Source organism: Hyphococcus sp. D3-15 (assembly GCF_055809375.1).
In genome coordinates this window covers 2,420,948-2,446,094 of record NZ_CM147910.1, presented here as the reverse complement: position 1 = coordinate 2,446,094, position 25,147 = coordinate 2,420,948, and the positions used below count along the sequence as shown (strand labels likewise).

The 25,147-nt window shown below is 59.9% G+C and carries 23 protein-coding genes, 1 tRNA gene and 1 pseudogene; 4 read left to right on the top strand and 21 right to left on the bottom strand.

From position 1 onward, the window contains the following. Window position 1: 1 nt before the first annotated feature. Window positions 2-877 (bottom strand): hypothetical protein, encoded by an 876-nt coding sequence (locus AC0L8G_RS12100; RefSeq protein WP_473384445.1) that lies wholly within the window; start codon window positions 875-877, stop codon window positions 2-4. Between AC0L8G_RS12100 and AC0L8G_RS12095 the strand changes: the two genes are divergently transcribed. From AC0L8G_RS12095 to AC0L8G_RS12085, 3 genes are all read left to right on the top strand, one after another. Beyond that, window positions 829-3,078: a TonB-dependent receptor gene (locus AC0L8G_RS12095; RefSeq protein ID WP_473384444.1), complete on the top strand. Its 2,250-nt coding sequence runs from the start codon at window positions 829-831 to the stop codon at window positions 3,076-3,078. The two genes, AC0L8G_RS12100 and AC0L8G_RS12095, sit on opposite strands and share 49 nt — an antisense overlap. A gap of 162 nt (window positions 3,079-3,240) precedes the next feature. Continuing rightward, window positions 3,241-3,555 carry a hypothetical protein gene (locus tag AC0L8G_RS12090; RefSeq protein ID WP_473384443.1) on the top strand — a complete coding sequence of 105 codons (315 nt, stop codon included), beginning with the start codon at window positions 3,241-3,243 and terminating at the stop codon, window positions 3,553-3,555. Window positions 3,556-3,613: 58 nt separating this feature from the next. Beyond that, on the top strand, window positions 3,614-4,489 hold the full coding sequence (locus AC0L8G_RS12085; RefSeq protein WP_473384442.1) for a glycosyltransferase family 2 protein: 876 nt from the start codon (window positions 3,614-3,616) through the stop codon (window positions 4,487-4,489). Here the strand turns inward: AC0L8G_RS12085 and nusG are convergent. From nusG to AC0L8G_RS11985, 20 genes and pseudogenes are all read right to left on the bottom strand, one after another. Next, window positions 4,486-5,018 (bottom strand): annotated as a pseudogene (gene nusG, locus AC0L8G_RS12080) (transcription termination/antitermination protein NusG). The gene AC0L8G_RS12085 and the pseudogene nusG sit on opposite strands and share 4 nt — an antisense overlap. Before the next feature lie 23 nt (window positions 5,019-5,041). After that, window positions 5,042-5,323, bottom strand: coding sequence for a preprotein translocase subunit SecE (secE, locus tag AC0L8G_RS12075; RefSeq protein ID WP_473384441.1), 282 nt, complete (start codon window positions 5,321-5,323; stop codon window positions 5,042-5,044). Window positions 5,324-5,469: 146 nt separating this feature from the next. Then, window positions 5,470-7,290, bottom strand: coding sequence for a hypothetical protein (locus AC0L8G_RS12070; RefSeq protein WP_473384440.1), 1,821 nt, complete (start codon window positions 7,288-7,290; stop codon window positions 5,470-5,472). 107 nt (window positions 7,291-7,397) lie between these two features. Beyond that, window positions 7,398-7,473: transfer RNA gene (locus tag AC0L8G_RS12065), tRNA-Trp, on the bottom strand. 90 nt (window positions 7,474-7,563) lie between these two features. Further along, on the bottom strand, window positions 7,564-8,730 hold the full coding sequence (gene lpxB / locus AC0L8G_RS12060) for a lipid-A-disaccharide synthase (protein ID WP_473384439.1): 1,167 nt from the start codon (window positions 8,728-8,730) through the stop codon (window positions 7,564-7,566). Then, on the bottom strand, window positions 8,727-9,572 hold the full coding sequence (locus AC0L8G_RS12055) for an LpxI family protein (RefSeq protein WP_473384438.1): 846 nt from the start codon (window positions 9,570-9,572) through the stop codon (window positions 8,727-8,729). Before AC0L8G_RS12055 ends, lpxB begins: the two co-directional genes overlap by 4 nt. Then, window positions 9,572-10,360 carry an acyl-ACP--UDP-N-acetylglucosamine O-acyltransferase gene (gene lpxA, locus AC0L8G_RS12050; RefSeq protein ID WP_473384437.1) on the bottom strand — a complete coding sequence of 263 codons (789 nt, stop codon included), beginning with the start codon at window positions 10,358-10,360 and terminating at the stop codon, window positions 9,572-9,574. The genes AC0L8G_RS12055 and lpxA overlap by 1 nt, the downstream gene beginning before the upstream one ends. A gap of 11 nt (window positions 10,361-10,371) precedes the next feature. Next, window positions 10,372-11,790: a UDP-3-O-(3-hydroxymyristoyl)glucosamine N-acyltransferase gene (gene lpxD / locus AC0L8G_RS12045; protein WP_473384436.1), complete on the bottom strand. Its 1,419-nt coding sequence runs from the start codon at window positions 11,788-11,790 to the stop codon at window positions 10,372-10,374. Between the two features lie 222 nt (window positions 11,791-12,012). Next, a complete protein-coding gene (locus AC0L8G_RS12040; protein ID WP_473384435.1) occupies window positions 12,013-12,654 on the bottom strand; it encodes an OmpH/Skp family outer membrane protein in 642 nt (213 codons plus the stop codon). 16 nt (window positions 12,655-12,670) lie between these two features. Continuing rightward, window positions 12,671-15,283, bottom strand: a complete 2,613-nt coding sequence (bamA, locus tag AC0L8G_RS12035) for an outer membrane protein assembly factor BamA (protein WP_473384434.1) — start codon at window positions 15,281-15,283, stop codon at window positions 12,671-12,673. Between the two features lie 9 nt (window positions 15,284-15,292). After that, window positions 15,293-15,556: a site-2 protease family protein gene (locus tag AC0L8G_RS12030; RefSeq protein WP_473384433.1), complete on the bottom strand. Its 264-nt coding sequence runs from the start codon at window positions 15,554-15,556 to the stop codon at window positions 15,293-15,295. Between the two features lie 29 nt (window positions 15,557-15,585). Continuing rightward, entirely contained in the window at window positions 15,586-16,554 is a 969-nt protein-coding gene (locus tag AC0L8G_RS12025) for a M50 family metallopeptidase (RefSeq protein WP_473384432.1), read from the bottom strand. Window positions 16,555-16,590: 36 nt separating this feature from the next. Beyond that, window positions 16,591-17,808 carry a 1-deoxy-D-xylulose-5-phosphate reductoisomerase gene (locus AC0L8G_RS12020; protein WP_473384431.1) on the bottom strand — a complete coding sequence of 406 codons (1,218 nt, stop codon included), beginning with the start codon at window positions 17,806-17,808 and terminating at the stop codon, window positions 16,591-16,593. Between the two features lie 2 nt (window positions 17,809-17,810). Continuing rightward, window positions 17,811-18,671 carry a phosphatidate cytidylyltransferase gene (locus tag AC0L8G_RS12015; RefSeq protein WP_473384430.1) on the bottom strand — a complete coding sequence of 287 codons (861 nt, stop codon included), beginning with the start codon at window positions 18,669-18,671 and terminating at the stop codon, window positions 17,811-17,813. After that, complete coding sequence (uppS, locus tag AC0L8G_RS12010) at window positions 18,671-19,348, bottom strand: polyprenyl diphosphate synthase (RefSeq protein WP_473388862.1); 678 nt, start codon at window positions 19,346-19,348, stop codon at window positions 18,671-18,673. The genes AC0L8G_RS12015 and uppS overlap by 1 nt, the downstream gene beginning before the upstream one ends. 167 nt (window positions 19,349-19,515) lie before the next feature. Then, a complete protein-coding gene (gene frr / locus AC0L8G_RS12005; protein WP_473384429.1) occupies window positions 19,516-20,061 on the bottom strand; it encodes a ribosome recycling factor in 546 nt (181 codons plus the stop codon). Between the two features lie 69 nt (window positions 20,062-20,130). Continuing rightward, window positions 20,131-20,895, bottom strand: a complete 765-nt coding sequence (pyrH, locus tag AC0L8G_RS12000) for a UMP kinase (protein WP_473384428.1) — start codon at window positions 20,893-20,895, stop codon at window positions 20,131-20,133. 172 nt (window positions 20,896-21,067) lie between these two features. Further along, window positions 21,068-21,976: a translation elongation factor Ts gene (gene tsf, locus AC0L8G_RS11995; protein WP_473384427.1), complete on the bottom strand. Its 909-nt coding sequence runs from the start codon at window positions 21,974-21,976 to the stop codon at window positions 21,068-21,070. A gap of 126 nt (window positions 21,977-22,102) precedes the next feature. After that, a complete protein-coding gene (gene rpsB, locus AC0L8G_RS11990; RefSeq protein ID WP_473384426.1) occupies window positions 22,103-22,891 on the bottom strand; it encodes a 30S ribosomal protein S2 in 789 nt (262 codons plus the stop codon). Window positions 22,892-23,095: 204 nt separating this feature from the next. Further along, the gene (locus tag AC0L8G_RS11985) at window positions 23,096-23,602 is read right to left on the bottom strand and encodes a hypothetical protein (RefSeq protein ID WP_473384425.1); all 507 of its coding nucleotides are present in this window, start codon (window positions 23,600-23,602) and stop codon (window positions 23,096-23,098) included. A 100-nt stretch (window positions 23,603-23,702) separates the two neighbouring features. Here AC0L8G_RS11985 and AC0L8G_RS11980 point away from each other — a divergent pair, with 100 nt between their 5' ends. Further along, a complete protein-coding gene (locus AC0L8G_RS11980) occupies window positions 23,703-25,145 on the top strand; it encodes a cryptochrome/photolyase family protein (RefSeq protein ID WP_473384424.1) in 1,443 nt (480 codons plus the stop codon). The last annotated feature ends 2 nt before the right edge of the window (window positions 25,146-25,147 follow it).

Here is a 25,147-nt window from a genome sequence, read left to right as displayed (position 1 = left end):
ATCATCCCGCGAGGACTACCTGGGCCCCTGCACGGCGCGCACTGTGTTCCGCGCCCGCCTGAGCTTGCCAAACCGCCAAAAAATGCGAGACTTTGGTTAACGGGGTGAATGGTTGCAAGGGGCGTTTGGGGTGCAGGAAATCATACTTATTGGAGCCGCTGCGGCGGTCGCCGGCATTGTGCTCGGCGCACTGCTCGGCGCATGGATTGCTGACAGAAAACTGCGCCGTCATTACGAAGAAGTTCGCAGCGAAATCTTCCAGTTGCGCGCGGTCGCGGAAGAAAAGCTTTCTGGCGACGATCCGAATATCGATGAGTTGCTGGAGAATCTTCACTCGGCCGTGAACGGCGCCTATGGCGCTATCCAGGCGATGGAGACTCAAGCGGCGATCACCCGGCGTAAAAGCGAAGGCAGCAAAGAACTCATCACCGCTTCGCGCCACATCATTCGGATGATCGACGAATATGCAGGCATCGAAACAGAGCCGCATGTCGTAGAAAAGAAAAAAGCCGCGCCAACCATCACGGCAAAGCCTGCGGAAAAGGCTGACCAGCAACCTATTCAAAAAGCGCTGGCCAAGAAAAAATCCGCCGAGCGCAGCAAAGAATAAGTTCGCCAAACTTTGCTCGCTTGCTTTGCTGGGTTTGTGTTTTCCACAGGCAAAGTTTCGCCGCATAATCATCGGTTGTATTTTGGCAACGCTCGCGCACCGCGTGCGGCGCTTGTGTACTTTTACTGACACAAACTTGCAGATACCGTTTAGTCTTCCATTCCCGAAGCGCCCCTTTTGAGGCGAGTATTTGAAAACAACTTTCGGGATCATCAACCATGAAATCATCAGGACTTTCGGCGCGCGCCGCGCTTGCTGCTGGCGCATCGGCAGTCGCCTTGAGTGTGGCTCCGGCGGCGTTTGCGCAAGGTGAAGGCCTCGACGTCATCATTGTCACAACGCAAAAACGCGAAGAGAACCAACAAGAAGTGCCGGTTTCCGTCGAGACGCTCTCCGGTGACCGGTTTGCCGGCCTTCAAGCCGCCGGGGAAGATATTCTCGCCCTCGCCGCCCGTATTCCCAGCCTTTACGCAGAGTCTTCAAACGGGCGCACCGCACCTCGCTTTTACCTGCGCGGTCTGGGCAATGTCGATTTTGACGTCGCCGCCTCGCAGCCGGTCTCCATCGTGATGGATGATGTGGTGCAGGAAAATGTCGTGCTCAAAAGCGCGCCCTTGTTCGACCTTCAACAAGTCGAAGTTTCACGCGGTCCGCAAGGCACCTTGTTCGGCCGCAACACGCCCGCCGGGGTCGTGAAATTCACAACGGTGAAACCAACGGACGAAGTCGACGCATTCGGACAGGTTGCTTATGGCACCTATGACACTGTCACGGCGCAATTGGGTCTTGGCGGGCCGATCATGCAGGACGTCCTGTCTTTGCGCATTTCCGGCCTCTATCAGCGCCGCGGCGATTGGGTCGACAATTCCTATACCGGTGAAGACGATGTGATGGGCGGCTATGAAGAGATGGCTGGCCGCGTCCAGCTTCTCTTTACGCCGACCGAAGCCCTGAGCGTGCTGTTGAATGTTCATGGCCGCGATTATGAGGGCACATCCGCCCTCTTCCGCGCCAACATCATTCAACAGGGCGGCGGCTTTGATGAAAACAATTTCGACCGGGACACGGTCGCGTATGATGGCGGCTCAAACAATCCGCAAAAGGCCGATGGCTGGGGCGGGTCGGCGAAAGTTGATTTCGATTTCGGCGGCGCGGTCCTGACATCAATCACCGCCTTTGAAAACGCATCGAGCAGCAGTCTCGGCGATATTGACGGCGGATTTGTCGGCGCGAACTCGTTCTTCGACCCGATGAACCCGCCAGCGGCGCCGTTTTTCCCCGACACGATCGCCTTTCCTTCCGAGACCCAGGATTCCATCGACGATCTTGATCAGTTCACACAGGAAGTCCGCCTCGCCTCAAGCGGCGATAATGTCTTCGACTGGCAGATCGGCTTTTTCTACTTCGACTCCGACGCGCTGGTGTCGACTGTCGGACCAGGCTTCCCGCCGCTCACGACACTGCGCCACCAGAATGACAGCTGGGCGGTGTTCGGTCAGGCGAGCTATGATTTGACCAACGCCCTCACCATCACCGGCGGTGTTCGGTATACTGAGGATAATCGCGACTTCGAAGCCGTGGTGTTGCCGCCGGCGGTGACGGTCAACCCGACATCGGTGTCCGACGACAACGTCAGCTGGGACGCAAGCGCGCTCTATCGCGTGTCCGATGGTTTCAATATCTATGCACGCGTCGCCAGAGGCTTCCGCGGTCCGACAATCCAGGGCCGCGACGTCGCTTTTGCAGCCTTTTCGGGCGCGATCGATCCGCAGACGGTTGCGACATCGGAAACCATCCTGTCATTTGAAGGCGGTTTCAAATCCGAATTGCTCGACAATCGGGCGCGCCTCAACGCAAACGTCTATTATTACACGGTCAACGATCAGCAGTTCTCGATCATTGGCGGCGCCGGCAATATCAACCAGGTAATTAACGCCGACAAAGGCGTTGGCTGGGGCTTTGAAGCCGATGCGGAATTCCTGCTGACCGAGAACTTCTTTGTCAGCACGGGCTTCAGCTACAACAACACCGAGATCAAGGATGAGACGCTGGCGTCGGCGACATGCGGCTCCGGTCTTTGCACGGTGCTCGATCCGCTCAACGGGTTCGGTCAGGCCTTGCTTGACGGCAACCCCTTCCCCAACGCGCCTGGGCTGATCTTCAACGCGTTTGCAGAATACACCATTCCGTTCCGCGAAGGCGGCGAGCTGTTCGCCAATACGGATTGGGCGGTACAGGGCGAGACCAACTTCCTGCTTTATGAGTCGGCTGAGTTCCGCTCGAGCGGCAATACGGAAGGCGGCGTCCGGGTTGGCTATCGCGGCGGCGACGGGCGGTATGAAGGCGCTTTCTTTGCGCGCAATGTTCTCGACGCCAAGAACCTGAAAGGCGGCATCGACTTCAACAACCTGACGGGCTTTGTCAACGAACCGCGCATTTTCGGCTTCCAGCTGACCTTGCGCAACTAGTCCGGCATCGGAACGTAACGCTGGCGACAACTCGCCCCGGCGCTTCATGCGTCGGGGCTTTGTTTTGCCCGGCGCAGCGGATGTGCGAGATTGGCATCTCGGACGGGCGCGCCTAGAATTTCGCATGCCATTCAGCGCCCATAGAAAACGGAGCGGCTTTTAATGCTTGCACGGATCGCGACTACGCTGGCCGGAGCGATCCTGGTGATCTATGGCGTCATCGCCGCCCTGTCGCCGCTTCCGTTGGGCATTCCGCTGGTGGCGCTCGGGCTGATCATGATTGCTGCTGCAAATCCTGCGGCGAGGCCGCTCATTCTCGCCATGCGACGGCGCTGGCGCTGGTTCGACAAAATCGTCCGGCTCGCCGCGCATCGGTCTCCGCCGCGTTTTCACGAAACATTCGCGGACACCGATCCGAAGACCCACCCCGCCCCTGCGGAGCCCCCGGAGACGGAAAAGCCGGACCGGGATGCTTAACCGGCGATGGAATGAAAATTGCTGATTTACTAGCCCAACCCTTATCGAATGCGCGGCAATGCTATCAGCATGCATCTTTGCGAGGAATGAAGAGCGTCTATTGCCGCAATGCATAGGCTCGCTGGACCGCGCCGGTCTTAGCGTCGATGACGAAATCCACATTTTGGTTAATGGCTCCATCGACCAGACGCTTCACGTCGCCCGCATTTTGGCCGCCGCAGATCGGCGCATCCGCATTCACGAAATGCCGGTCGGCGACAAGGCCAATGCGTGGAACGAATATGTCCATCGGCTGGCGCCGGCCTCAGCGGACGCGCATGTCTTTCTCGATGGCGACATTCGCGCGAGCGCGAGCGCCCTCACCGCGCTGAAAGACGGATTGGCCGCCGCGCCGCAAAGCTACGCCGCCGCCGCCCTGCCCGCGTCAGGGCGCAGCCGCCGCGCCTGGGCGCGCAGTCTGTTGCTGCACAAACATCTGAGCGGCAATCTCTATGGGCTGTCATCCGCCGCGATCAAAGCATTCCGTGAACGGAGATTGCGGTTGCCATTTGGCGCAAAAGGAGAGGACGGCCTTCTCGCTTATCTGCTGCTCACCGATTTGAAGGGCGGCAGGGATGACAGTCACCACGAACGGATCGTGACGGCTGAACAAGCAACCTTCGAGTTTGAGCCCTTGCAGGCGAATATGCGCGATCTCAGGCTCTATCGCCGCCGCCTGTTGCGCTATTCAGAGCGGCATTTCCAGAAGCAAATCCTCTATCGCATTCTAAAGGCCGAGGGCGTACGCGCCATGCCCGATGCGATCAGCGATATCTATACGCAAAGCGCCTGCGCGAGCTTGCGCCCGCGCATGGATCCGGTGAATTTCTGGTTTGATCTGGCCACCCTGCGCCGCCTGCGTGACAATGCGGCGACGCTTGCGCCCGCCCGTTAGGACGCTTTTTCGACCTGCGTGAATTCGAGTTCCACCGGCGTCGCGCGTCCAAAGATCGACACAGCGACCTTGACCCGTTCGGTTTCCTCGTCGACTTCCTCGACAACGCCCGAGAACGACGCAAAGGGGCCGTCCGTGACGCGAACGCTTTCGCCGATCTCGAAGGTGATCGTTGAACGCGGGCGGGCTTCGCCTTCTTCGATGACGCCGCGAATGCGGTCGACTTCTTTTTGCGGCACCGGCATCGGCTTATTGCCGGAGCCCAGAAAGCCGGTGACCTTCGGCGTGTCTTTGATCAAATGGTAGGTGTCGTCATTGAGCGTCATTTTGACCAGCACATAGCCCGGAAAAAACCGGCGCTCGGTGTTGATCTTGCGGCCGCGGCGCACTTCCGTGACTTCTTCGGTCGGCACAAAAAGCTCTTCAATAAATTGATCGAGGTTTTTGTCTTTTGCGGATGTCATAATCGACTCCGCGACCTTTTTTCAAAGTTCGAATATGCGTGGACGATGTACCAGTTGCTCGCCATGACGGTGTTCCGTTCTCAAATTTCTAGTTGTTCGATCCGACGCAATCGATCGGCAGGACGTTGCAAACTGCAAAGCGCAAGCCCTGATCGACGCCGAAGAAAAACAGCGACATGATCGCCACCATAATCAGCACCATGATGGTCGAGATGACGGTTTCATTTCGCGTGGTCCAGGTGACTTTCGCCGCCTCATTGCGAACCTGCTGCAGGAACTCAAACGGGCTGGTGCGCTTCTTCTTTTTGACCTCGGCTGCTTTGCCTTCGATCACTGTGGCGTCACCGCCGGATTTTTTGTTCTTCGCCATTCGACGCCGCCTTCAAGATACAGTTTCTCGTGCGCGGGTTCCGCGCGGCCGATCTTCAGAGGTTTTCGGAAGATTGACCCTAGGTATACCTTTTCTCTGCGCCGTCAAGGAGGCGCTGCGGCGAAAATAGAGGCGCGAGGGGGCCGTCATCGCGGCTCCGCCAGCGCCGCCCCGGCGGGCAAAGGCCGCAAATAGGGCTCCCAGCTCTGCCGATAGGGGTTTTCGTCGCCGGGCAGGCCTTCTGACCAGGGCTGCCGGCGCGGGCCTGCCAGGAGGTAATTGGAGAGGATGACGCCCGGATGCGCCGCCGCGAGCGCGTCATTAACCGCCTTGTTGACCCGCCCGGCGGCCTCTCCCCACATAAATGCGCCATAAAACGCCTCAGACACGCCCTCCGGGCGGGTCAGGTGGGATCCGCCCTCATACGCGCCGATAAATCGGACGCCCTCAGCGGCCGCAGCGTCGGCGTGAGCGCTCCAGGCCCTGAGGACCATGGCTTTGGAGCCGATCTGGTTCGCAGAGCCCGTCAGCAGGTAGGATTCGGCTGCAACCGCGAAATCCGCCGGATCGACGGAATCGGCGATTTTGTCCCTGGCGTCGCCGCCGCCCCAATAGGAGGAAACGGAAACCCCGAATTCGGGGGCGTGGTCGGCCCAATCCTCCCCCTGCTCCTCAAGCCAGCGCCGCGCCCCGCCAAGCGCCCAGGCCGTTGTCGGCGCCCAGCCTTGCAGCCCCTCAAGCACATAGACGACCTTTTGCTGGCGCCCGGCGCGGGTGAGCGCGGCCTCAAGGGAGAGCTTCCAGCGCGCGCTCAGCACGCCGTATCCCATCCGCACATCGCCGGCGGGCTTGCCCATCCCGAAACCAGCGCCCTGCCCGATGCCGGCGGCGTAGGCCGTCGCGGGCGCATATTGCGGCGAGGTGTTCCAGACTTCGTTTTCGATGGTGACATAGAGCGTGCGGTCTTGCGGGTAGCCGCTGGCGATCAGCGCCGCGACGAAGCTGTCCGCGTAACGATCCCATTCGGGACTTGCGAGAATGTCGGCGGCGGCGCCGCGCGCCTTGCGTTTATAATTCTCCACCCACCTGCCAGGCTTATCGTCCTTGATCGACGGATCGCGAAAATCCAGCGGATTGCCCAGCGCAATCGGAATGCTGGCCCAGAGCGAGGTGTTGGATTCAACCGCCAGCGCCATCATCGCTTCGATTGGCGCGGAGCGAAAAGCGTGGCGTTCGTCACTCGTGACCATCCATGTCTTGTTGCCCCAAAAGGGCGTTTGCATGTCTGGCAATTCATCGACGGACCGGACAAGCGCCGTGCCCGCGCCCTGAAGATCCGTAGTCCGCACAATATCATAGCGCGAAATGGCGGAAGCAAATTTCGGATTCAGCACCTTGCCGGCGCGAAGCAGCGCTTCATTTTCCTTGCGGTACAGCCGCAATGCGGTGATCGGCGTTTTCACCTTGCGCACTTCGATGACGGCAGGACGGGTTTTCCCGCGCTTCATATCCATGGTGAAATCGATGCGGTTTGGGGTGCTGCGCCATTGCAGTTCATTCGGCACGCCCTTGATGCGCAGAATGGCGTCCCCTTCCCATTCAAGCACCCATTCGCCATCCCAGAGCAGCGCCGCCTCTGTGGTGGCGGCGACGAAATAGGCTTTGCTGGAAAGCCATTTGCCGTCAGGCAACCGGGTCGGCAATCCGTTTTTCGGATCGATGACGCCTTCATCATAGAGCGCCTTAGTCGTCTTGCCTTGCGCGCCCCAACTCACTGCGCTGGCGTGGATGATGTCGAGATAAGGCTCTTCGATATTATAGGGCGCCGGATACCACGGATTAATCTGCATCAAGGGGCGCTGCGCCTCCTGCGCTTGCGCCGAAACGATAAGCGCCAGCACGCAGACTATGGCGAGCATGAAGATCGCTGCGCCGCGCGATGCAAACCCGGCCGAATGGCTTGCCATGGAAACCTCCCCGAGACTTGGCGGAAGTGTCGCGCATCGCGACTTGCGAGATCCAGCATTGCCGCCGATACCCGCGCAATGTGAGCTTTAACCGATGTCTTTGGAAATGGCAGGGGCGGAGGGACTCGAACCCACGACCCTCGGTTTTGGAGACCGATGCTCTACCAACTGAGCTACACCCCTAGGCCAGCCCCTGCATTAAGGCCCGTTTGAACAGCTTTCAATAGGCCAGACGGTTTTTCCCGCATCTGGCCTGCAACTTATGGTTAGCGCCTAGTGACCGCCCTGGCGGCCCAGCCAGCCAAGGATCGCTTTGGCGGCCGCATCGCCGGGCGCGCCCTGCCCCGTGAGCGTGCTCACCACCCCCGGAAAGGCCGCGAGCTGGCGGCGGCGTTCCGGGCTGTCGCGCAACAGGGGCGCCAAAGCGCCCGCGAGATTTTCCGCCGTGCAATCGCGCTGCAGGAATTCCGGCGCGACCAGTTCGCCGGCGGCGATGTTCACCAGTGAAACATGCGGCGTGGTCAATACCGAACGCACCCATAGCTCAGACAGGAAATCGATTATGTAGGCGACCGCCATCGGCGTGTTCAGCATGGCGAGTTCTGCAGCAGCGGTCCCGGAAGCAACGAGCGCCGCATCCGCCGCCGCGCAGGCGTCGAAGCGTTCCTCGCCCTCAACGACAAAAGCCTCCCCCGGCCAGCCTTCGACAAAGGCGCGTGCCGCTTCACCCGCGCCCGGCGCAGCGGTCACCACAAGGCGCAGATCCGGAAAGTCCGGCAGGAGTTGTTCGACCGCGCCGCGAAACGGCGCCCCATGCCGTTTTAGTTCCGCAGGCCTGCTGCCCGGCAATACAGCGAGCAGGGGCGCATCGCCGAGATCATATTTCGACCGGAAGACCGACGGGTCTGAGCTGCGTTCCGCCAGCGCCTGAAACCCCGGATGGCCAACCCATTGCGTGACGGCGCCCGCTTCTTCGAAATAATGAGTTTCAGATCCGAACAGGCACAACACGCCGTCAAAGAGCTGCGCCGCTGTCGCTGCGCGTTGCGGACGCGACGCCCACACTTGCGGCGCGACATATTTGAAAATCTTCATGTCCGGCGCCGCCTTGCGCAAGCGTTTCGCCGCGAGTTTCGAAAACGACCAGCTATCGATCAGGATCGCCGCTTGCGGTTTTTCTTTCGCCGCCTGCGCAGCCAATTGATCTATCGCTTTCAGCGCGGCGGGCAGCGCCATCAGGGCGCTGGTCGGGCCCATCACCGAAAACCGGTCCACCGGGAACAGGCTGGAAAGACCCTGCGCCGCCATCTGCGCGCCGCCGCATCCGGTAAACGCCGCCGCCGGACAGGACTCGCGCAAGGACGCCATCAACCCCGCGCCGAGCGCGTCCGCGGACGGCTCAAGCGCGCAGAGCATGAAGTTTTCAGACGCGGCGCTCACCGATCGCCCGCAAGGTCTTGCAGGGAAAATCCGTAGACGAATAAACCGAGCTCATCCGCCAGCGCCGCGGTCTCGGCCCGGTCGATAATGATCGCGCGTCCCGCTTCCACTGCGATGCCGGCAAGCTTCGCCTCCGCCGCGCGCCGCACCGTCTCGGCGCCGATCACCGGCAAATCGATCCGCAATTCCTGACCGGGCTTGGGACGCTTGACCAATACGCCGCCGCCGCTGACGCCATTGGCAAGCTGGGCGCAGCGCGCCAGCATGGCGTCTGTGCCTTCCGCCGCCTCGACCGCGATGACAAATCCATTGGCCACAACGGCGCCCTGGCCCACATCGAATGGGCCTATCGCCTGAACCAGCGCAGCGGCCTTGCGAATGTCAGCCAGATTTGCCGCAGTCGGCTGCACCGCGCCGATGGCGCCTTCTTCGCAGGCGGTGTCTTCAACGATTTCATCAGCGCCGATGACAAGCAATCCTTCCGCCTCTAGCGTTTCGACCAGCACGTTGAGAATGGCGCCGTCGCCGCGCGCCGCAGCGGCGATTATTTTCGGCAGCAGCGCCGCGCCGCGCCAATCGACTTTGAGACTCTTGAAGTCCGGCCGCTTCACCATGCCGGCGTAAACGACCGCATCGCATTCTTGCTGCTTCAGTGCGCGGATGATCTTGCCGGCCTCGCCGATGGCGCAATCTTCGCCCGGATATTCATCCAGCGCCGCATCTGCGCTTCCTGAAAGGCGAACAAGGAAAAGCTCTTTGCCAGCGGCCCTGCAGCGTTCCGCAACACGCACCGGAAGCGCGCCGCCGCCGGCGATGACGCCGAGCTTGCGCCAGCGCGCCATCAATCGGACCGGGCCGCCGTCATTAACGGCCTGGACACGCTGGCGTCGACAAAGGCGATAATGCGCAGAACCTCAGGGCTATGGGCGAATTGCGTCCGCACCTGTTCGACCCGCGCTTTGAAGATATCGTCGCCGAAAAACAAAATCCGATAGGCGGCGCGCAGATCATGCAGCGTTGCATGGCTGAAGCCGCGGCGCTTCAAGCCGACAATGTTGAGGCCGACCAATTGCGCGTGATTTCCGACAGCCGATGCAAAAGGAATGATGTCCGTGGTCACCGCCGCGCAGCCGCCGACAAAGGCGTGCTCCCCAATGCGGCAATGCTGGTGCACGGCGCACAAGCCGCCAAAGAAAGCATGGTCGCCAACGCTCACATGTCCGCCAATGGAGGCGTTGTTTGCAAAGATCACACGGTCGCCGACCTTGCAGTCATGGGCCACATGCGAACCGGTCATGAAGAATCCATGATCGCCGACGCGGGTTTCGCCGCCGCCGGCAATCGTTCCCCGATGCATGGTCACATGTTCGCGGATGATGTTGTTGGCGCCGATGACCAGACGCGCGCCCTCGCCCTTGCAGCCGGAATGTTGCGGCGGGCCGCCCAGCACAGCAAATGGCGACACGCGCGTATTCGCACCGACTTCCGTCAGGTTCTGGATGACCACATGGCTTTCCAAAACAACACCGTCATGCAGTTTTGCTTCTGCGCCGATATGGCAATAGGGGCCAATCACCGCATCCGCGATTTCAGCGCCGTCTTCAATTATCGCCGTCGGATGGATACGCATGCGAAACCGAGTCAGATCGTTTGTGCGAGCATTGCGGAGAACTGCGCTTCCGTGGCGCGCTTACCGTCAACCGTTGCAATGCCCTCAAAGCGCCAGACCGGCGGGCGCCGCTGGATGGTGCGAACCGCGATGCGCAACTGATCGCCGGGCACAACCGGGCGGCGGAAGCGCGCCTTGTCAACGCCCATAAAGAGCACGACCTTTCCTTCCGTATCCAAATTCTCCGTATACGACGTAAAGGCCGCAGCCGACTGCGCCATCGCCTCGATAATCATGACGCCGGGCATGACGGGCTTTTGGGGGAAGTGCCCCTGAAAAAACTGCTCGCCATAGGAAACATTCTTGATGCCGACGGCCCCTTCCCCCGGCACAATGTCGACCAGGCGGTCGACCAGCAACAGGGGGTAACGGTGCGGCAGGAGCAACATCAGCTCCTCAATTCCAAGAACGCTCTTTCCGGGTTCAACCTTTGACATCGGCCTAACCATTCCTTTTTTCGTCAGTTTCGCCAGCATGGCGGTTTCCCGCAACCAGTCTTTTATCGGACGACCCGGCCGGCCGCCCCATTTCTCTCCAGCAGGAACATCCCGCATTAATCCCGCGCCCGCAGCGATCTGCACGCCATCGCCAATAGTGAGATGATCGGCCAAGCCTACCTGCCCGCCCATCATGACGCCATCGCCGATAATACAGCTTCCCGAAATACCGGTTTGCGCTGCAATAACGCAATTGCGGCCGATCCGGGCGTTGTGACCGATTTGGACAAGATTGTCGATCTTTGCGCCCGTCCCAATTTGGGTGTCGCCAAGGGCGCCGCGATCGATCGTCGTATTGGCGCCTATTTCCACATTGTCCCCGATCAGGACCCGTCCCAATTGCGGGACTTTGACGAGCCCGTGCGGCCCTTCGACAAAGCCGAAGCCGGATTGCCCGATGCGCGCGCCCGGCAGGATGCGCACCCCCTCGCCGATCAGCGCATGGGAAATTATCGTTCCCGCGCCGATATGGCCGCCTGCGCCGATGACCACGCCGGGTCCGATAACCACATTCGGTCCGACGACGACATCTGCGGCGATCTCGGCGCTTTCATCGATGATTGCGCTGGCGTGAATGTTCACCCCCGCGCCTTTTGACGGAGCCGGCGCGCCTGATTTGCGGGAGCTGTGCAACAGCGCCGCGACAGTCGCAAAAGCAAGACGAGGATTTGGGGTGATCGCAAATGCGCCGCTTGCTTCGCCTGGTTTGGCTTTGGTGAAGCACAGACCAAATTTCTTGTCGTTCATCTTGCCGAGCGCGGCTGCGCCGTCGCAATAGACCAAAGCGGTTTCGTCGCTTGCATCCTCTGCGCTGGCCACATGCGTGATGGTTGCGCCCGCCTCGCCGGAGACCAGTTCAGCCCCTGCGATCTCCACGATCTTTGCGATCGTCAAGGGCGCTAGCCTGTCAAAAAAACGGCTATCCGGCATTGAAATCCCCGCTTTACTCCTGGTCCGACCCTAAGGTCATAAAATGCGTCCCCGCGTTAATCCATAGGCCAGACACCAACGCCGGCCTGCAGTCGCCCGGGCGCGCAAGGCCGATCGGAAGCTGTGCGAAAGAAAAGGCCGGCGGTGCGCCCGCCGGCCTTTGGATCTCAGTCGTAAACGCCAAGCCTACTTCTTCTTGGCGTCTTTTTGCGCTTTCGCCTGTGCTTCCTTGAGCTGCTTCTCAAGCTGGCTGAGCGAGATTTTCTCGACTTCGACAGCCGGCAGCTTTTTGTCGAGCGCGGCGATCACTTCCTGCGTCACGTCCGTTTCCGGCGCCGCATACATGACTGCCGAACGGTCGAGCAGGATAGTCGCGCCGCGTTTGTCGACGATCTCTTTGAGGATCGGCTGGCTCTCGACCAGAATTTGCGCTTGCGCGGTTTGGACCGCAGCGGAGAACGCCTGCTCCATGATCTGCACGCGTTGCGGCAGGCCATACTGGTATTTTCCAGCGAGCTCTTGTTCTTTCTTGGTGCGGACTTCATCCGACATCAAAGACTGGTTCTTCTGGAAATCTTCGATTTCCTTTTTCAGCTTGTCGGCTTCAGCTTCGAGTTCTTTCTCGACGCTTGCTTTCACCGTTTCCGCCTGACCGGGGATGGTTTTGCCAGCCTTGGTCTGCGAAATCAGTTGCGCCCGGTCGACGATCAAAATGACCGGCGCCTTCTGGGCTGACTGGGCTTCCGCACTATTGATCAATGCGCCGCCCGCAATGCCTGAAACTGCAAGCACAGCCGCTCCGGCGATCGCGTAAAACTGTTTAGTCATGTGGTACACCTCTACCTTAAAAGCTCGTCCCAGCGCTAAATCGGAAACCTTCGGTCCGATCATAATCTTCCTTCATCAGGATTTTTGCAAAATCAAATCGGACCGGGCCAAATGGCAGATCCCAACTCACCGTGAAACCGGCAGTCAGGCGCAAGGCCAAGTCGTCCTGAATCGGCGCCAGATCGACTATGCCGTCGCCATCCGTATCCAACCAATAGCTCAGATCGTCATTAAGAGCTTTGGTCGAGTCATCCACGGTGCCGACCGTGCCGAAATCACTAAAAGCAGCCACTCGAATGCCATATTGGTCCGGCAATGGCAATGGGATCAGGATTTCCGCCGTGCCGATGGCGTACATCTTGGCGCCGATGGACTGGCCGAAGATTTTCTGGTCGCGGTCCAGACTAGGCACCCGAACGCCGTTAACGCCGACAGCGCCCTGAATATAGCGCGGCCCGACGCCCGCCACTTCAAAGCCCCGGAAGGTGGAGGCGCCCTCGAAGAAGCGGTCGGACAGGCGAACATTGTCGCCGCCATAGCCGTTAATATAGCCGGCGCGGCCTTTGATCGAACCGATGAAATTGCCAATGATCGGGTGATACCAGGCGGCGTTCACTTCCGATTGGTAATAGTTAACGTCGCCGCCGACGCCCGCGACGCCGATGGAGCCGCCGGCGCGCCAGCCGCGACGCGGCGTAATCGGATCATCCCGTTTGTCGAATGACAGGCTGACGCCGACGAGCGAGGTCAAAAACTTGCCGCGGGATTCGCAGGTCGGGGTCAGCGAGTAAACCACGAAATCACAGAATTGCGCTCTCACGACCTGACCGACAATGTCTCCATCTTCATTCGTATTCGGGAAAACATTTGTCGGCATGGCCCCGGGATTAAGGATCGATAGCGGATCAAGACCGAGGGCGAGGAGTTCGTTCTGCTCCCGATCGATGAGAACGCTGTCGCGCGTCAGCAGGTAGTTGACCCCGCCCCGGCCATATTCGGAAATCTGGAAGCCGGCGTTCAGGCCAAGACCAATCCGGTCACGGACAAAACCCGCTTCTTCATAGTCTGTGCGCTGGTTGAAGATCGACCCGCCCGCCGCAAGGTTGCGGTCGAGGAAGTATGGCTGCGTAAATCGAATATCGACCTGACGCGTGCGCGAGCTGGCCTGCACGCGGAAGCGCAGATACTGGCCGCGCCCGAGCAGGTTTCGTTCTTCGACGGAAAGATCGACAATGAAGTTCTCCGTCGAGGAGATGCCGACGCCGACGCTGAGCGAACCGGTGGACTGTTCCTCGACTGAAACGTCTAGCTCTGTCCGGTCCGGTGCGGAGCCGGGTTTCTCGTCAATCGTGACTTCCTTGAAATAGCCAAGCGAGCGCACCCGCGCGCGCGAACGATCCACCAGCACGCGGTTAAACGCGTCGCCTTCGGCAAGCCGGATCTCGCGGCGGATGATTTTGTCGAGCGTGCGCGTGTTGCCCTTTATGTTGATGCGGTCGACGTAAACGCGCGGCCCTTCATTGACGATGAAGGAGACGTCGATTGTGTTGGACTCCGGGTGACGCGTCATCTGTTCGTTGACGTCGACAAATGCGTAGCCGACCGTGCCGGTGGCGAAGGTCAGCGCCTCAACGGCTCTTTCAAGCTTGCTTGAATCATAAGTCTGGCCGGTGCGCATGGGCACGTAGTTGACCAGAACATCGCCGCTGAGCTTGGCGAGCGTCGTCTTCACGCGAACATCGCCGATCGTGTATTTCGGGCCTTCGTCAACCGTAAAGGTGATGAAGAAGTCTTTGCGGTCCGGCGTCAGTTCCGCGACAGCAGAAACCACCTGGAAGTCAGCATAGCCGTTCTGGCCATAATGCTCGCGCAGGAGCTGGCGTTCATATTCGAGCCGGTCCGGATCGTAATTGTCGTAATTGGTGAAGAACCGCCACCAGCGGCTTTCCTTGGTCAGGATGACGCCGCGCAATTCGTTGTCGGTAAAGACGTCATTGCCGATGAAATTGACTTTCGCGATGCCGGTCTTGGGGCCTTCGTCGATTTCAAAAATAACGTCGATACGGTTTTGCTCGAGCGGCGTGACCTTCGGCGTCACGGTCGCGGCAAAGCGACCCTTTGCGCGATACAGCTCGATAATCTTTTGAACGTCGGACTGAACCTTGGCGCGGGTATAGACCGTACGCGCGGAAAGCTGAATTTCGTCCGTGATCTTGTCGTCCTTGACGCGACGATTGCCTTCAAAGATCACACGGTTGACGATCGGGTTTTCTGCGACCTCGATCAGCAGCACGCCATTGGGCTGCATCGAAAGTTTGACGTCGGAGAACAAACCGGTCCGGAAAAGCGTCTTCAGCGACAGATCGAGGAGTTCTTCCTCCCCCGGCATGCCGGGCTGGACCGGCAGGTAGGAGCCGACGGTGTCTGCTTCGATGCGCTGGTTGCCGCGAACCACAATGCCCTGAATGATCGGAGCCGGTTCTTCGTAAAACAGATTATCGGTCAGTGAAGGCTGCGGCTGCGCATTCTGGCTTATCTGCGCGAGCGCGCCTGTTGCGGTTGCGAAGATCGTCGCCGCAAACGCCAGCCCTGCGCGTATAACGCCGCCCCCCGACTTGTACAAACTCATGCCGTCGCCCTAACTGATTGATGAAAGCAGATTATTGATGTCGTTCCAGGTCACAAAGATCATAAGCGACGCCAGCATGACGAAGCCCACTCGGAAGCCGATAGCCTGCGCCCGCGCCCCCAGCGGTTTGCCTGCGACAGCTTCGTATGCGTAATACAATAGATGCCCGCCGTCGAGAACCGGTATCGGCAATAGATTCAGGAATCCGATGGAAACCGATACAACCGCAGCGAGTGAAATGAAGCTGACAAGGCTCGCTCTGAGTTTGAGCATCAAGCCCGGCGGCTCCCTGTAGGACGAGATCATCGAAGCCAGACATCACGGTTTGTCCGGCATATTGAGCCATCTTTATCGGTCCGCCCAACTGGCTCGCATCTTCCTTGCCCAGGATGATCTTGCCGAGGAAGCGGACCGTCAGTGTCAAGATTCTGTCGTAATTCGTGAAACCCTTCGGCCACGGCGGCGACCGGTCCGTATTTCTTGAAGGAATAAAATTCACTGCCCGGCGGTGCGATGCCCAATTGCCAGCGTTCGATTTTGTTGCCGTAGCGGTCATTGTCGTTGACGCGCTGCGGCGTCGCGGCGATCGCCGTGACGGCGCCATCGCGAATCACTTCGAAACGCATTTGCGAGCCGCCGCTGACCAGCACCGCGTCATAGAGGTCGCCGAATTCCGCAACCTGTGCGCCATCAACCGAAATGATCCGGTCGCCGGCTTGAAAGCCTGCGCTCGCCGCAGGCGATTCCGGCGCCACCCCGCCGACAACGGGTTCTAAAATTCCGCGGCCGAGCGTCATGAAGAGGACGCTGAATATTGCAACTGCGAGAACAAAATTCGCGATCGGTCCCGCCGCAACGATCGCTGCGCGACGCCATGCGGGTTTGAAATGAAAGCAGACCTTGCGATCTTCCGCCGACATGGTGGAGGCGACTTTCTCTGCGTCGCCGCGTTTCGGGAATTGCGTGGTCACGGGCTGCTGCGCTGCGTCAGCCGGACCTTGCGAGGCGGCATTCAAGTCGCCGAAAAACTTTACATAGCCGCCAAGCGGCAACCAAGAGATCCGCCACTCCGTGCCCCAGCGGTCCGTCCAGCGGACAATCGGTTTGCCGAATCCGATGGAGAAGGTGTCGACCCGCACGCCAAGGAAGCGCGCGACGGAAAAGTGTCCGTATTCGTGAAAGAAAACGATCAGCGTCAGGAGGACGATGAACGCCGCAATATAGACCGGCAAAAATAGCAAGGTCTCAAGCAGATTCGCAGCGAGAGGCATCAACAGCGTTCCGTTCTCATCATAAGTTCCGACTAGTTACGCCGCCGCTTTCGCAGCAACGTATTCCTCCGCCATGCGCCGCGCCTGCCCATCCGCATCCATGGCTTCTTCCAGCGTCGTAAGGCGCGCTGGGCCGTTGAGTCGTCCCGCCTGCTCAAGTACCTGCTCGGAAATTGCGGCGATATCAAGAAATTTGAGCCCGCCCGCCAGAAACGCCGCGACCGCCACCTCATTGGCTGCGTTCAGCACCGCCGGCATGACGCCCCCTGCACGGATCGCCTCGCGTGCGAGACGAAGCGCCGGAAACCTAAGTAAATCAGGGTCTTCGAACGTAAGAGTGGCGACTTTGGCGAAGTTAAGCTGGGCGCTGGGGCTCGGCGTTCTTTTCGGCCAGGCCAGCGTCGTTGCAATCGGGGTCCGCATATCCGGGGTGCCGAGCTGCGCCAGCACCGACCCGTCCACATATTCAACCATGGAATGAATCACCGACTGCGGATGAACGAGGATTTCGATCTTTTCGTGGTTGATCGGGAAGATATGCGCCGCCTCGATCAGTTCGAGACCTTTGTTCATCATGGTCGCGGAATCGACAGAGATTTTCGCGCCCATAGACCAGTTCGGATGCGCGACCGCCTGCGCCGGCGTCGCCGTCGTCATTTGCTCATGCGACCAAGTGCGGAAAGGTCCGCCGGACGCCGTCAGGATAAGCCGCGAGACCCGCTCCGGCTGATCAAAGTCAAAGACCTGGAAAATCGCGTTATGTTCGCTGTCGACCGGCAGCAGCGCGCCGCCGCCTTCGCGGATGGCCTTGGTGACAACCTCACCGGCGCATACGAGGCATTCCTTGTTGGCGAGCGCAATATCGGCGCCGCGATGGGCGGCCTTGAGCGTCGGCCTCAATCCGGCCGCGCCGACAATCGCCGCCATCACCCAATCAGCATCGCGGCAGGCGGCCTCTTCAACCGCGCTGGCGCCGGCGCCGCATTCGATGCCCGTTCCCGCGAGCGCGGCGCGCAATTCATCGCCGAGACTTTCATCCGCCAGCGCGACAAATTTCGGTTTGAATTTGCGCGCCTGCTCGACAATTTTTTCGACATTGCGGTTGGCGGTCAGCGCTTCAATCTCAAAATCAGCTTCGCCAAGGCTCTCCGCATGCTCAAGCACGCTCAAGGTCGATTCGCCGATCGAGCCGGTGGAGCCTAAAATCGTTATCCGCCGCCGGGGCGCTTGTTCCCGTGCGTTCAACTTCCCCATTGTCACCCCTGAACCTTTTCCGCCAGCATATAGAGGAGAAGCCCGCCCGTCATCGCCGAAGTGGCGAAAATCATGCCGTCCAGCCGGTCCAGCGCACCACCATGACCGGGAATCAGACCGGAAATGTCCTTCAGCCCGAAATTCCGCTTGAAGGCCGATTCGACGAGATCCCCGACGACGGAAGCCGCCCCCAGCCCGCCGCCGATAAACAGATACAACACCGCGCCCTCGACGCCGAGCAGGATCCAGCCGGTGATCGCGCCGATGACGCAGCCGCCGAAGATGCCGCCGCCGATCCCCGCCCAGGTTTTGGAGGGCGACAAGGCGTGGCTGATTTTCGGCCCGCCGATGAATTTGCCGAAAAAGAAGGCGCCGGAATCCGCCGCCCAGACGACGCCGAAAAGCAGGAATGAAAGCGCCCGCCCTGACGGCGCATCGAGGCGCAGCCAGATCAGCGCGAGACAAGGCAAGATGATGTAGACGGCGCCCAGCGCCGACCAGCCGCCAATCTTGCCATCGCGGTGGGCGAAAAAGGCGGCGACGACTCCGCTTATTGCGGCGAAGGCAATCGCAGCGGCGTAATAACCGCCCGCCCCTAAAAACATCGCGGCGGCGGCGCCGGCCAGCAATGCATAAAAGGCGCGACTGAAAGACCGTCGCTCCACCATGCGCGACCATTCGAACAGCATGAGGACGCAAGCGAAAGCGATCATCGCCGCAAAGCCCGGTCCGCCCGTCCACACAACCGCAATCACGATCGGGATCAGGATGAATGCGGAAATCAAACGCTTGGCGAGCGCGCTCATCGGCGCGGCGGCGGCGCGCTCTGGCTTGTCACTTGAAGGCGTCGTGCGATTTGACACTAGACGGCGCAGACGCCGCCATAGCGGCGCTCGCGTCGAAGATATTCGTCAATAGCGCCCGCCAGCACCTCTTCGGTAAAGTCCGGCCATAGAACATCGAGAAACACATATTCGGCGTAAGCGGCCTGCCATAACAGATAATTTGAAACGCGCTTTTCACCGCTCGTGCGGATGACAAGATCCGGGTCCGGAACATCGGTGGTGTCCAGATATCCTTCAATCGTTTTCTCGGTGATGTCTTTCGGATCGAGCGTCCCGGCTTTGACGGCCGTTGCGGCGGCGCGCGCCGCCCGGGCCAGCTCATCGCGGCCGCCATAATTGAAGGCGATCACCAGCACGAATTCTTTGTTGTTGCGGGTTTCATGCTCCGCGCGGTTCACCAATGCTTTCAAATCAAGGGACAGGTTTTCACGATCGCCGATAATGCGAACCTTGCAGCCCTCTGATTTGAGGCGCGGCAAGTCGTCGATGATGAACTGCCGTAGCAGACCCATCAGGTCGCGCACCTCGCCAGCCGGGCGGCGCCAGTTCTCGGTCGAAAACGAATATAGGGTGAGATGCGTCAGACCCAGCTTGCGCCCGGCCTCAACAGCGCGCCGCGCAGCCTCAACGCCTTCCTTGTGGCCTTCGGTCCGCGTCAAGCCACGGGCCTTCGCCCAACGGCCATTGCCGTCCATGATAATGGCGACATGTTTCGGCGTGCGCGGGCCGCCGTTTTCCGGCTCGGCGGTCGGTGCGGGCGATGCGGTCACTTGGACGCTCCCCCATCACTGCGATCCGGCCCTGCATTGTCGCGTTCAACTGTCACTCGTATTGTCCCGGCTGAGGCGCTGATCATCAATGATCAGACCTGCATGATCTCGACTTCCTTGTGGGCGAAGGTCTCGTCGACCTTTTTCACCATCTCGTCGGTCAACTTCTGTACTTCTTCCGAAAGTTTTTTCTGCTGGTCTTCGCCGCCCTCAGCGGACTTCACCGCTTCCATGCCTTCACGGCGAACATTGCGCACTGCCACCTTCGCTTGCTCGGCATATTTGGCCGCAACCTTCACCAGTTCTTTCCGGCGCTCTTCCGTCAACGGAGGAATGGGAATACGAACATTTTGTCCGTCGACAACGGGGTTAAGACCGATGCCGGCGTCGCGAATTGCTTTTTCAACCGCGCCGACGAGACCCTTGTCCCAGACGTTGATGGAGATCATGCGCGGCTCGGGCACGGTGATGGTGCCGACCTGCGTCATGGGCATTTTGGAGCCATAGGCGTCCACATCGATAGGCTCAACCAGCGTGGCGCTGGCCCGACCGGTGCGAAGACCGGAAAATTCGTTCTTCAGCGATGCCAGCGCGCCGTCCATGCGTTTGCGCAGTTCTTTGATTATGTCGCTGCTCATTGTTTTTCCTGTTCCTTATATTCTTGTCGTCTGATTTTACGTTGAAATTCAGGTCGTGTCTTGTCCGGATTAGGGCGTTTCATCGCTGATGACGGTGCACGCCCCCTGGCCGGTCAAGGCGCCCACAACGCCGCCGCTCTCGCCAATCGGGAAGACCACAATCGGGATGCCGCTTTCGCGCGTCAGCGAAATCGCCGCCTGATCCATGACCTTCAGATCGCGCATCAGCACTTCATGATAGCTCAACTGTTCGAATCGCTCGGCGTTGGGGTCTTTCTTCGGGTCGGCGGAGTAAACGCCGTCAACCTGCGTGCCTTTCAGCAGCGCGTCGCAACCCATCTCAGCCGCGCGCAACGCCGCCGCCGTGTCGGTTGTGAAAAACGGATTGCCGGTGCCGCCGGCGAAAATCACGATCCGGCCTTTTTCCATATGGCGCAGCGCGCGGCGGCGGATATAGGGCTCGCAAACCTGGGTCATTTCGATGGCGGACAATACGCGCGTATAGAGGCCGACATTCTCAAGCGCGTTCTGCACCGCCAGCGCATTCATCACCGTCGCCAGCATGCCCATATAATCTGCGCTGGCGCGTTCCATGCCCTGAGCCGCCGGGGAAACGCCGCGGAAGATATTGCCGCCGCCAATGACGAGGCTGATTTCGGCGCCGAGTTCCTTGGCGTCTTTGATCTCGCCAGCGATCCGCTTAACCGTTTCATTGTCGATGCCGTAATGGCCCGGCCCCATCAGCGCTTCGCCGCTGACTTTGAGAAGCACCCTGCGATAACGCAGCGGCGCGCCGCCTGTTTTCGGGCCTGAATTCGCAGATGTCTGGGACATGGCTCGACTTTCCTGAACGCTTGGGGATGACGGACGCCACCCTACTCCGCTGCGCCGCCGATTGGCAGCCCTTGAAGCTGCTTAAACCTAGCAAAAACGCCGCGGAGGGCTTGCCCCCACGCGGCGCTTTTGAAGCTTTTGCGCGCCGGCGTCAAACGCCGGCGCCGGCAAATCAGTCTTCGTCCTCGTTTTTCTGGACGCCGTCGCCCAGTTCGAGGCGGACAAAGCCGACCAGCTCGACTGGCGCGCCAACATCCTTGGCCGCATTTTCGAGAACCTTGCGGACCGGCGTTTCGCCGTCGATGACGAAAATCTGCTCAAGCAGAACTGATTCTTCGTAGAATTTCCGAAGACGGCCTTCGACCATCTTCTCAATGATGTTTTCCGGTTTGCCGGAAGCGCGCGCCTGATCCGCGAGGACTTCTTTCTCGCGGTTGACGACGTCCTGATCGAGGTCTTCCACTTTGGCCGACAGCGGACGGGCTGCTGCGACATGCATGGAAATCTGTTTGCCGAGCGCTTCGAGCTTGGCCTTGTCGCCAGCCGATTTAAGGCCGACGAGAACGCCGATCTTGCCGGCGCCGTCAGTCACCGGACCGTGCACGTAAGAAGCGACAACGCCCTGATCCACAGAGATGCCCTGTGCGCGGCGCAGGCCGATATTTTCACCAATCTGACCGACCATCTCGGCGACATGCTCGTCAACCGATTTGCCGGCGCCGGGGAACGGCGCAGCGCGAAGCTTTTCCAGGTCGCCGGAAACGGAGATCGCCGTGTTGGCGATGTCGCGCACCATGTTCTGGAAGATATCGTTGCGCGCAACGAAGTCGGTTTCGGAATTAACTTCAACCACGACGCCGGTTGCGCCGGGTGCGTTGGGTTCAACGGCGATCGCGACGAGACCTTCTGAAGCGGTGCGCCCGGCTTTCTTGGCGGCCTTGGACAGACCCTTCTTGCGCAGCCAGTCGACAGCGGCGTCCATGTCGCCATTGGTTTCGGTAAGGGCGGTTTTGCAATCCATCATGCCCGCACCGGTCATTTCGCGCAGTTGCTTAACGGTCGCAGCGGTAATGCCAGACATTGGTTTCTCCTTTGGTTCTACGATGCGCTGTGAAAGGCGCAGTAATCCTGTTTCTTAGCCAAACGATGACAGGCGGGCCGTTTGATGCGCGCCCCGCCTGATAACCGCTTAAAAAAGCGAAGGGGCTTAGGCTGACGCCTGCTCCGATGACGCCGCGTCCTCTGCGAGCGCAGGTTCGCTTGGGGCGTCTTCAAGAGCGCCGAGATCAACGCCGAGCGCCGCGCTGCTTTCGCCGATGCCGTCAATCACCGCATCTGAAACCAGGTTGCAGAACAGCGAAATGGCGCGCGATGCGTCGTCATTGCCCGGAATGACATAGTCGATCTTGTCCGGGTCGCAATTGGTGTCGACGACGGCGATGACCGGAATGCCAAGCTTCTTGGCTTCCTGAATGGCGATCGCTTCCTTTTTGACGTCGATGACGAACATCAGGTCAGGCAGGCCGCCCATTTCGCGGATGCCGCCCAGCGATGCTTCAAGCCGGTCGCGTTCGCGCTGCAGCTGCAGTTGTTCTTTTTTCGTAAGACCCGATGCAGCGCCGCCTGCGAGACGCTCTTCCATTTCTTTCAAACGACGAATGGAAGCGGAGATTGTTTCCCAGTTGGTCAGCGTGCCGCCGAGCCAGCGCACGTTCATGTAGTATTGTGCGCAGCGTGCTGCAGCTTCCGCGACAGGGCCTTGCGCCTGACGCTTGGTGCCGACGAAGAGCACGCGGCCGCCGCCTGACACCACATCGCGCACTTTGACGAGCGCCTGGTGCAACAGGGGAACGGTTTGCGAAAGATCGAGAATGTGAATGCCGTTGCGATCGCCGAAGATGTAGCTCTTCATCTTCGGGTTCCAGCGGTGGGTCTGGTGACCGAAATGCACGCCAGCTTCGAGAAGCTGACGCATAGAAAATTCTGGCAGCGCCATGATATGTGTTCCTTCAGTTTTTACCGCCGCGGCGCGCTGAAAATCCGGAAAGCTCGAAAGCCGCCGGATCACCGAAGATCACGCCGCGTGAGAGATGGCGCGCGCTATACGCCCTCTTTGCCGCTGGCGCAAGGCGCGCAGTAGCTGAAAATGGCGCAAATCAACGGTTTTTGCCTATTTGGAAGAGAGCTTGGCCATAGCCGCCTAGCGGCGGCGCAGGAGGCCTCGCAGAATGGCGGATTTTGCGCCGCCTGCCGGGCGGGGTTCTTCCGTCTCGCCCAGGCTCTGGCGATCAGCGGCCTCCCGGCCCTCTTCCTTGGGCGGCAGCGGGTCATAGCGGCGTTCAATCGGGCCGGAACCGGAAACCGCCACTGGCGCGGGCGTCGCCTCTTCGGAGAGGGATTTTTGGGTAGAAGCCTGAAATTCCTGAATTTCGGCCTGTCTGCCCGCCAGATCACTCGCAGTGCGCTCCAGATCCCCGGCAAGCGCCCGCAACTCAGCCGTCTGGCTCTCAATCGAGGCAAGGACGCCTTGCGCCTCGCCTCGGGCGCGGCGGGCGGAATTGGCGGCTCTCGCGGACATAATCGCCAGCGCCAGCGAGCAGGCGAAGAAAAACGCCATGCCCGCAAAAATCGCCAGTTCAAAAAGCGAGAATCCGCCTGAGAACAAGCCGCTCGCCCCGATCGCTGCGAATGTGTCTTCAACCGCCATTACATACCCCTCCACAACGGCTCAACGCCGCCTTCCCTGTGACTGTATAACAGGCTACCGGCTTATTCCCCCACGGTCCAGCTTCTGGCAGTTATTCCCCATGTCATCGCGCCCCGTCCTTGTCTGGTTCCGCCAGGATCTCCGCCTTTCCGACAATCCCGCTCTCGCCGCAGCGCGAAAAACCGGCGCGCCTGTCATCCCGGTCTTTGTGCTGGATGAAGGCGGCGATCATGCGCCAGGCGCCGCATCGCGCTGGTGGCTTCATCACAGCCTGAAGGCGCTGTCTGAGGATCTCGAAAAGGCCGGCGCCCCGCTTGTCCTGAAACGCGGTGCGGCGGCGACGCTCATTCCGGAAATCGCAGCGAACGCTGGCGCAGCCCAGATTTTCTGGAACCGGCGCTATTATCCCGGCGATATCGAAACCGACAAACAGTTGAAAAGCGAGTTGTCGGATTCCGGCATCAAGGTTGAAACATTCAACGGCTCGTTGCTGCGCGAACCGTGGGAATTGAAAACCGGTTCCGGCGGGCCGTATCGGGTTTTCACGCCCTTCTGGAAATCACTGAAGCAGGCAGGTCCCGCACGCGCGCAACCGGAAGCGCGCCCGCGCAACCTGGCCTCCGCAAAATGCGGACTTCAATCTGACAATCTGAATGATTGGGACCTGCTTCCCGTACGGCCGAACTGGGCGAAAGAATTCGGCCCGGTTTGGACGCCGGGCGAAACCGGCGCGCGCAACCGCCTCAATGATTTTCTGGATAACGCCATCCAGTCGTACCAGAACGGGCGGGATCGTCCGGATAAGGAATATACCTCGCGCCTGTCGCCGCATCTGGCGTTCGGCGAAATCAGCCCGCTGCAAATCTGGCGCGCAACCCATGCCAAAATGTCAGAAGGCGTAATCAGCGACAGCGGCGGCGAAAAGTTTTTATCGGAGATCGCGTGGCGCGAATTTTCCTATTCGCTGCTTTATCACAACAAGTCCCTGCCCGAAGAACCGCTGCGCGCAGAATTTGCTGATTACCCGTGGCGCAAGGACGCAAAAGGCTTCAAGGCATGGCGCGAAGGACAGACCGGTTTCCCGATCGTTGACGCCGGCATGCGCCAGCTATGGCGAACAGGCTGGATGCACAACCGGGTCCGGATGATCGTCGCGAGTTTCCTGATCAAGGATCTGCTTCTTCCCTGGCAGCAAGGCGAAGCGTGGTTCTGGGATACGCTGGTGGACGCCGATCTCGCCAATAACGCAGCAAGCTGGCAATGGGTCGCCGGCTGCGGCGCGGACGCATCGCCCTATTTCCGGATTTTCAACCCCATCACCCAGGGCGAAAAATTCGACCCGAATGGCGATTATGTCCGCGAATTTGTCCCGGAATTGCTGGCGATGCCCGCGAAACACATCCATACGCCCTGGAAAGCGCCAGACGACGTGCTTGACAAGGCCGGCGTCAGCCTTGGAAAATCCTATCCGCTACCCATATTAGACCATGCCGCTGCGCGTAAACGCGCGCTTGACGGGTACGGACGAATAAAGCGCGCATAAGT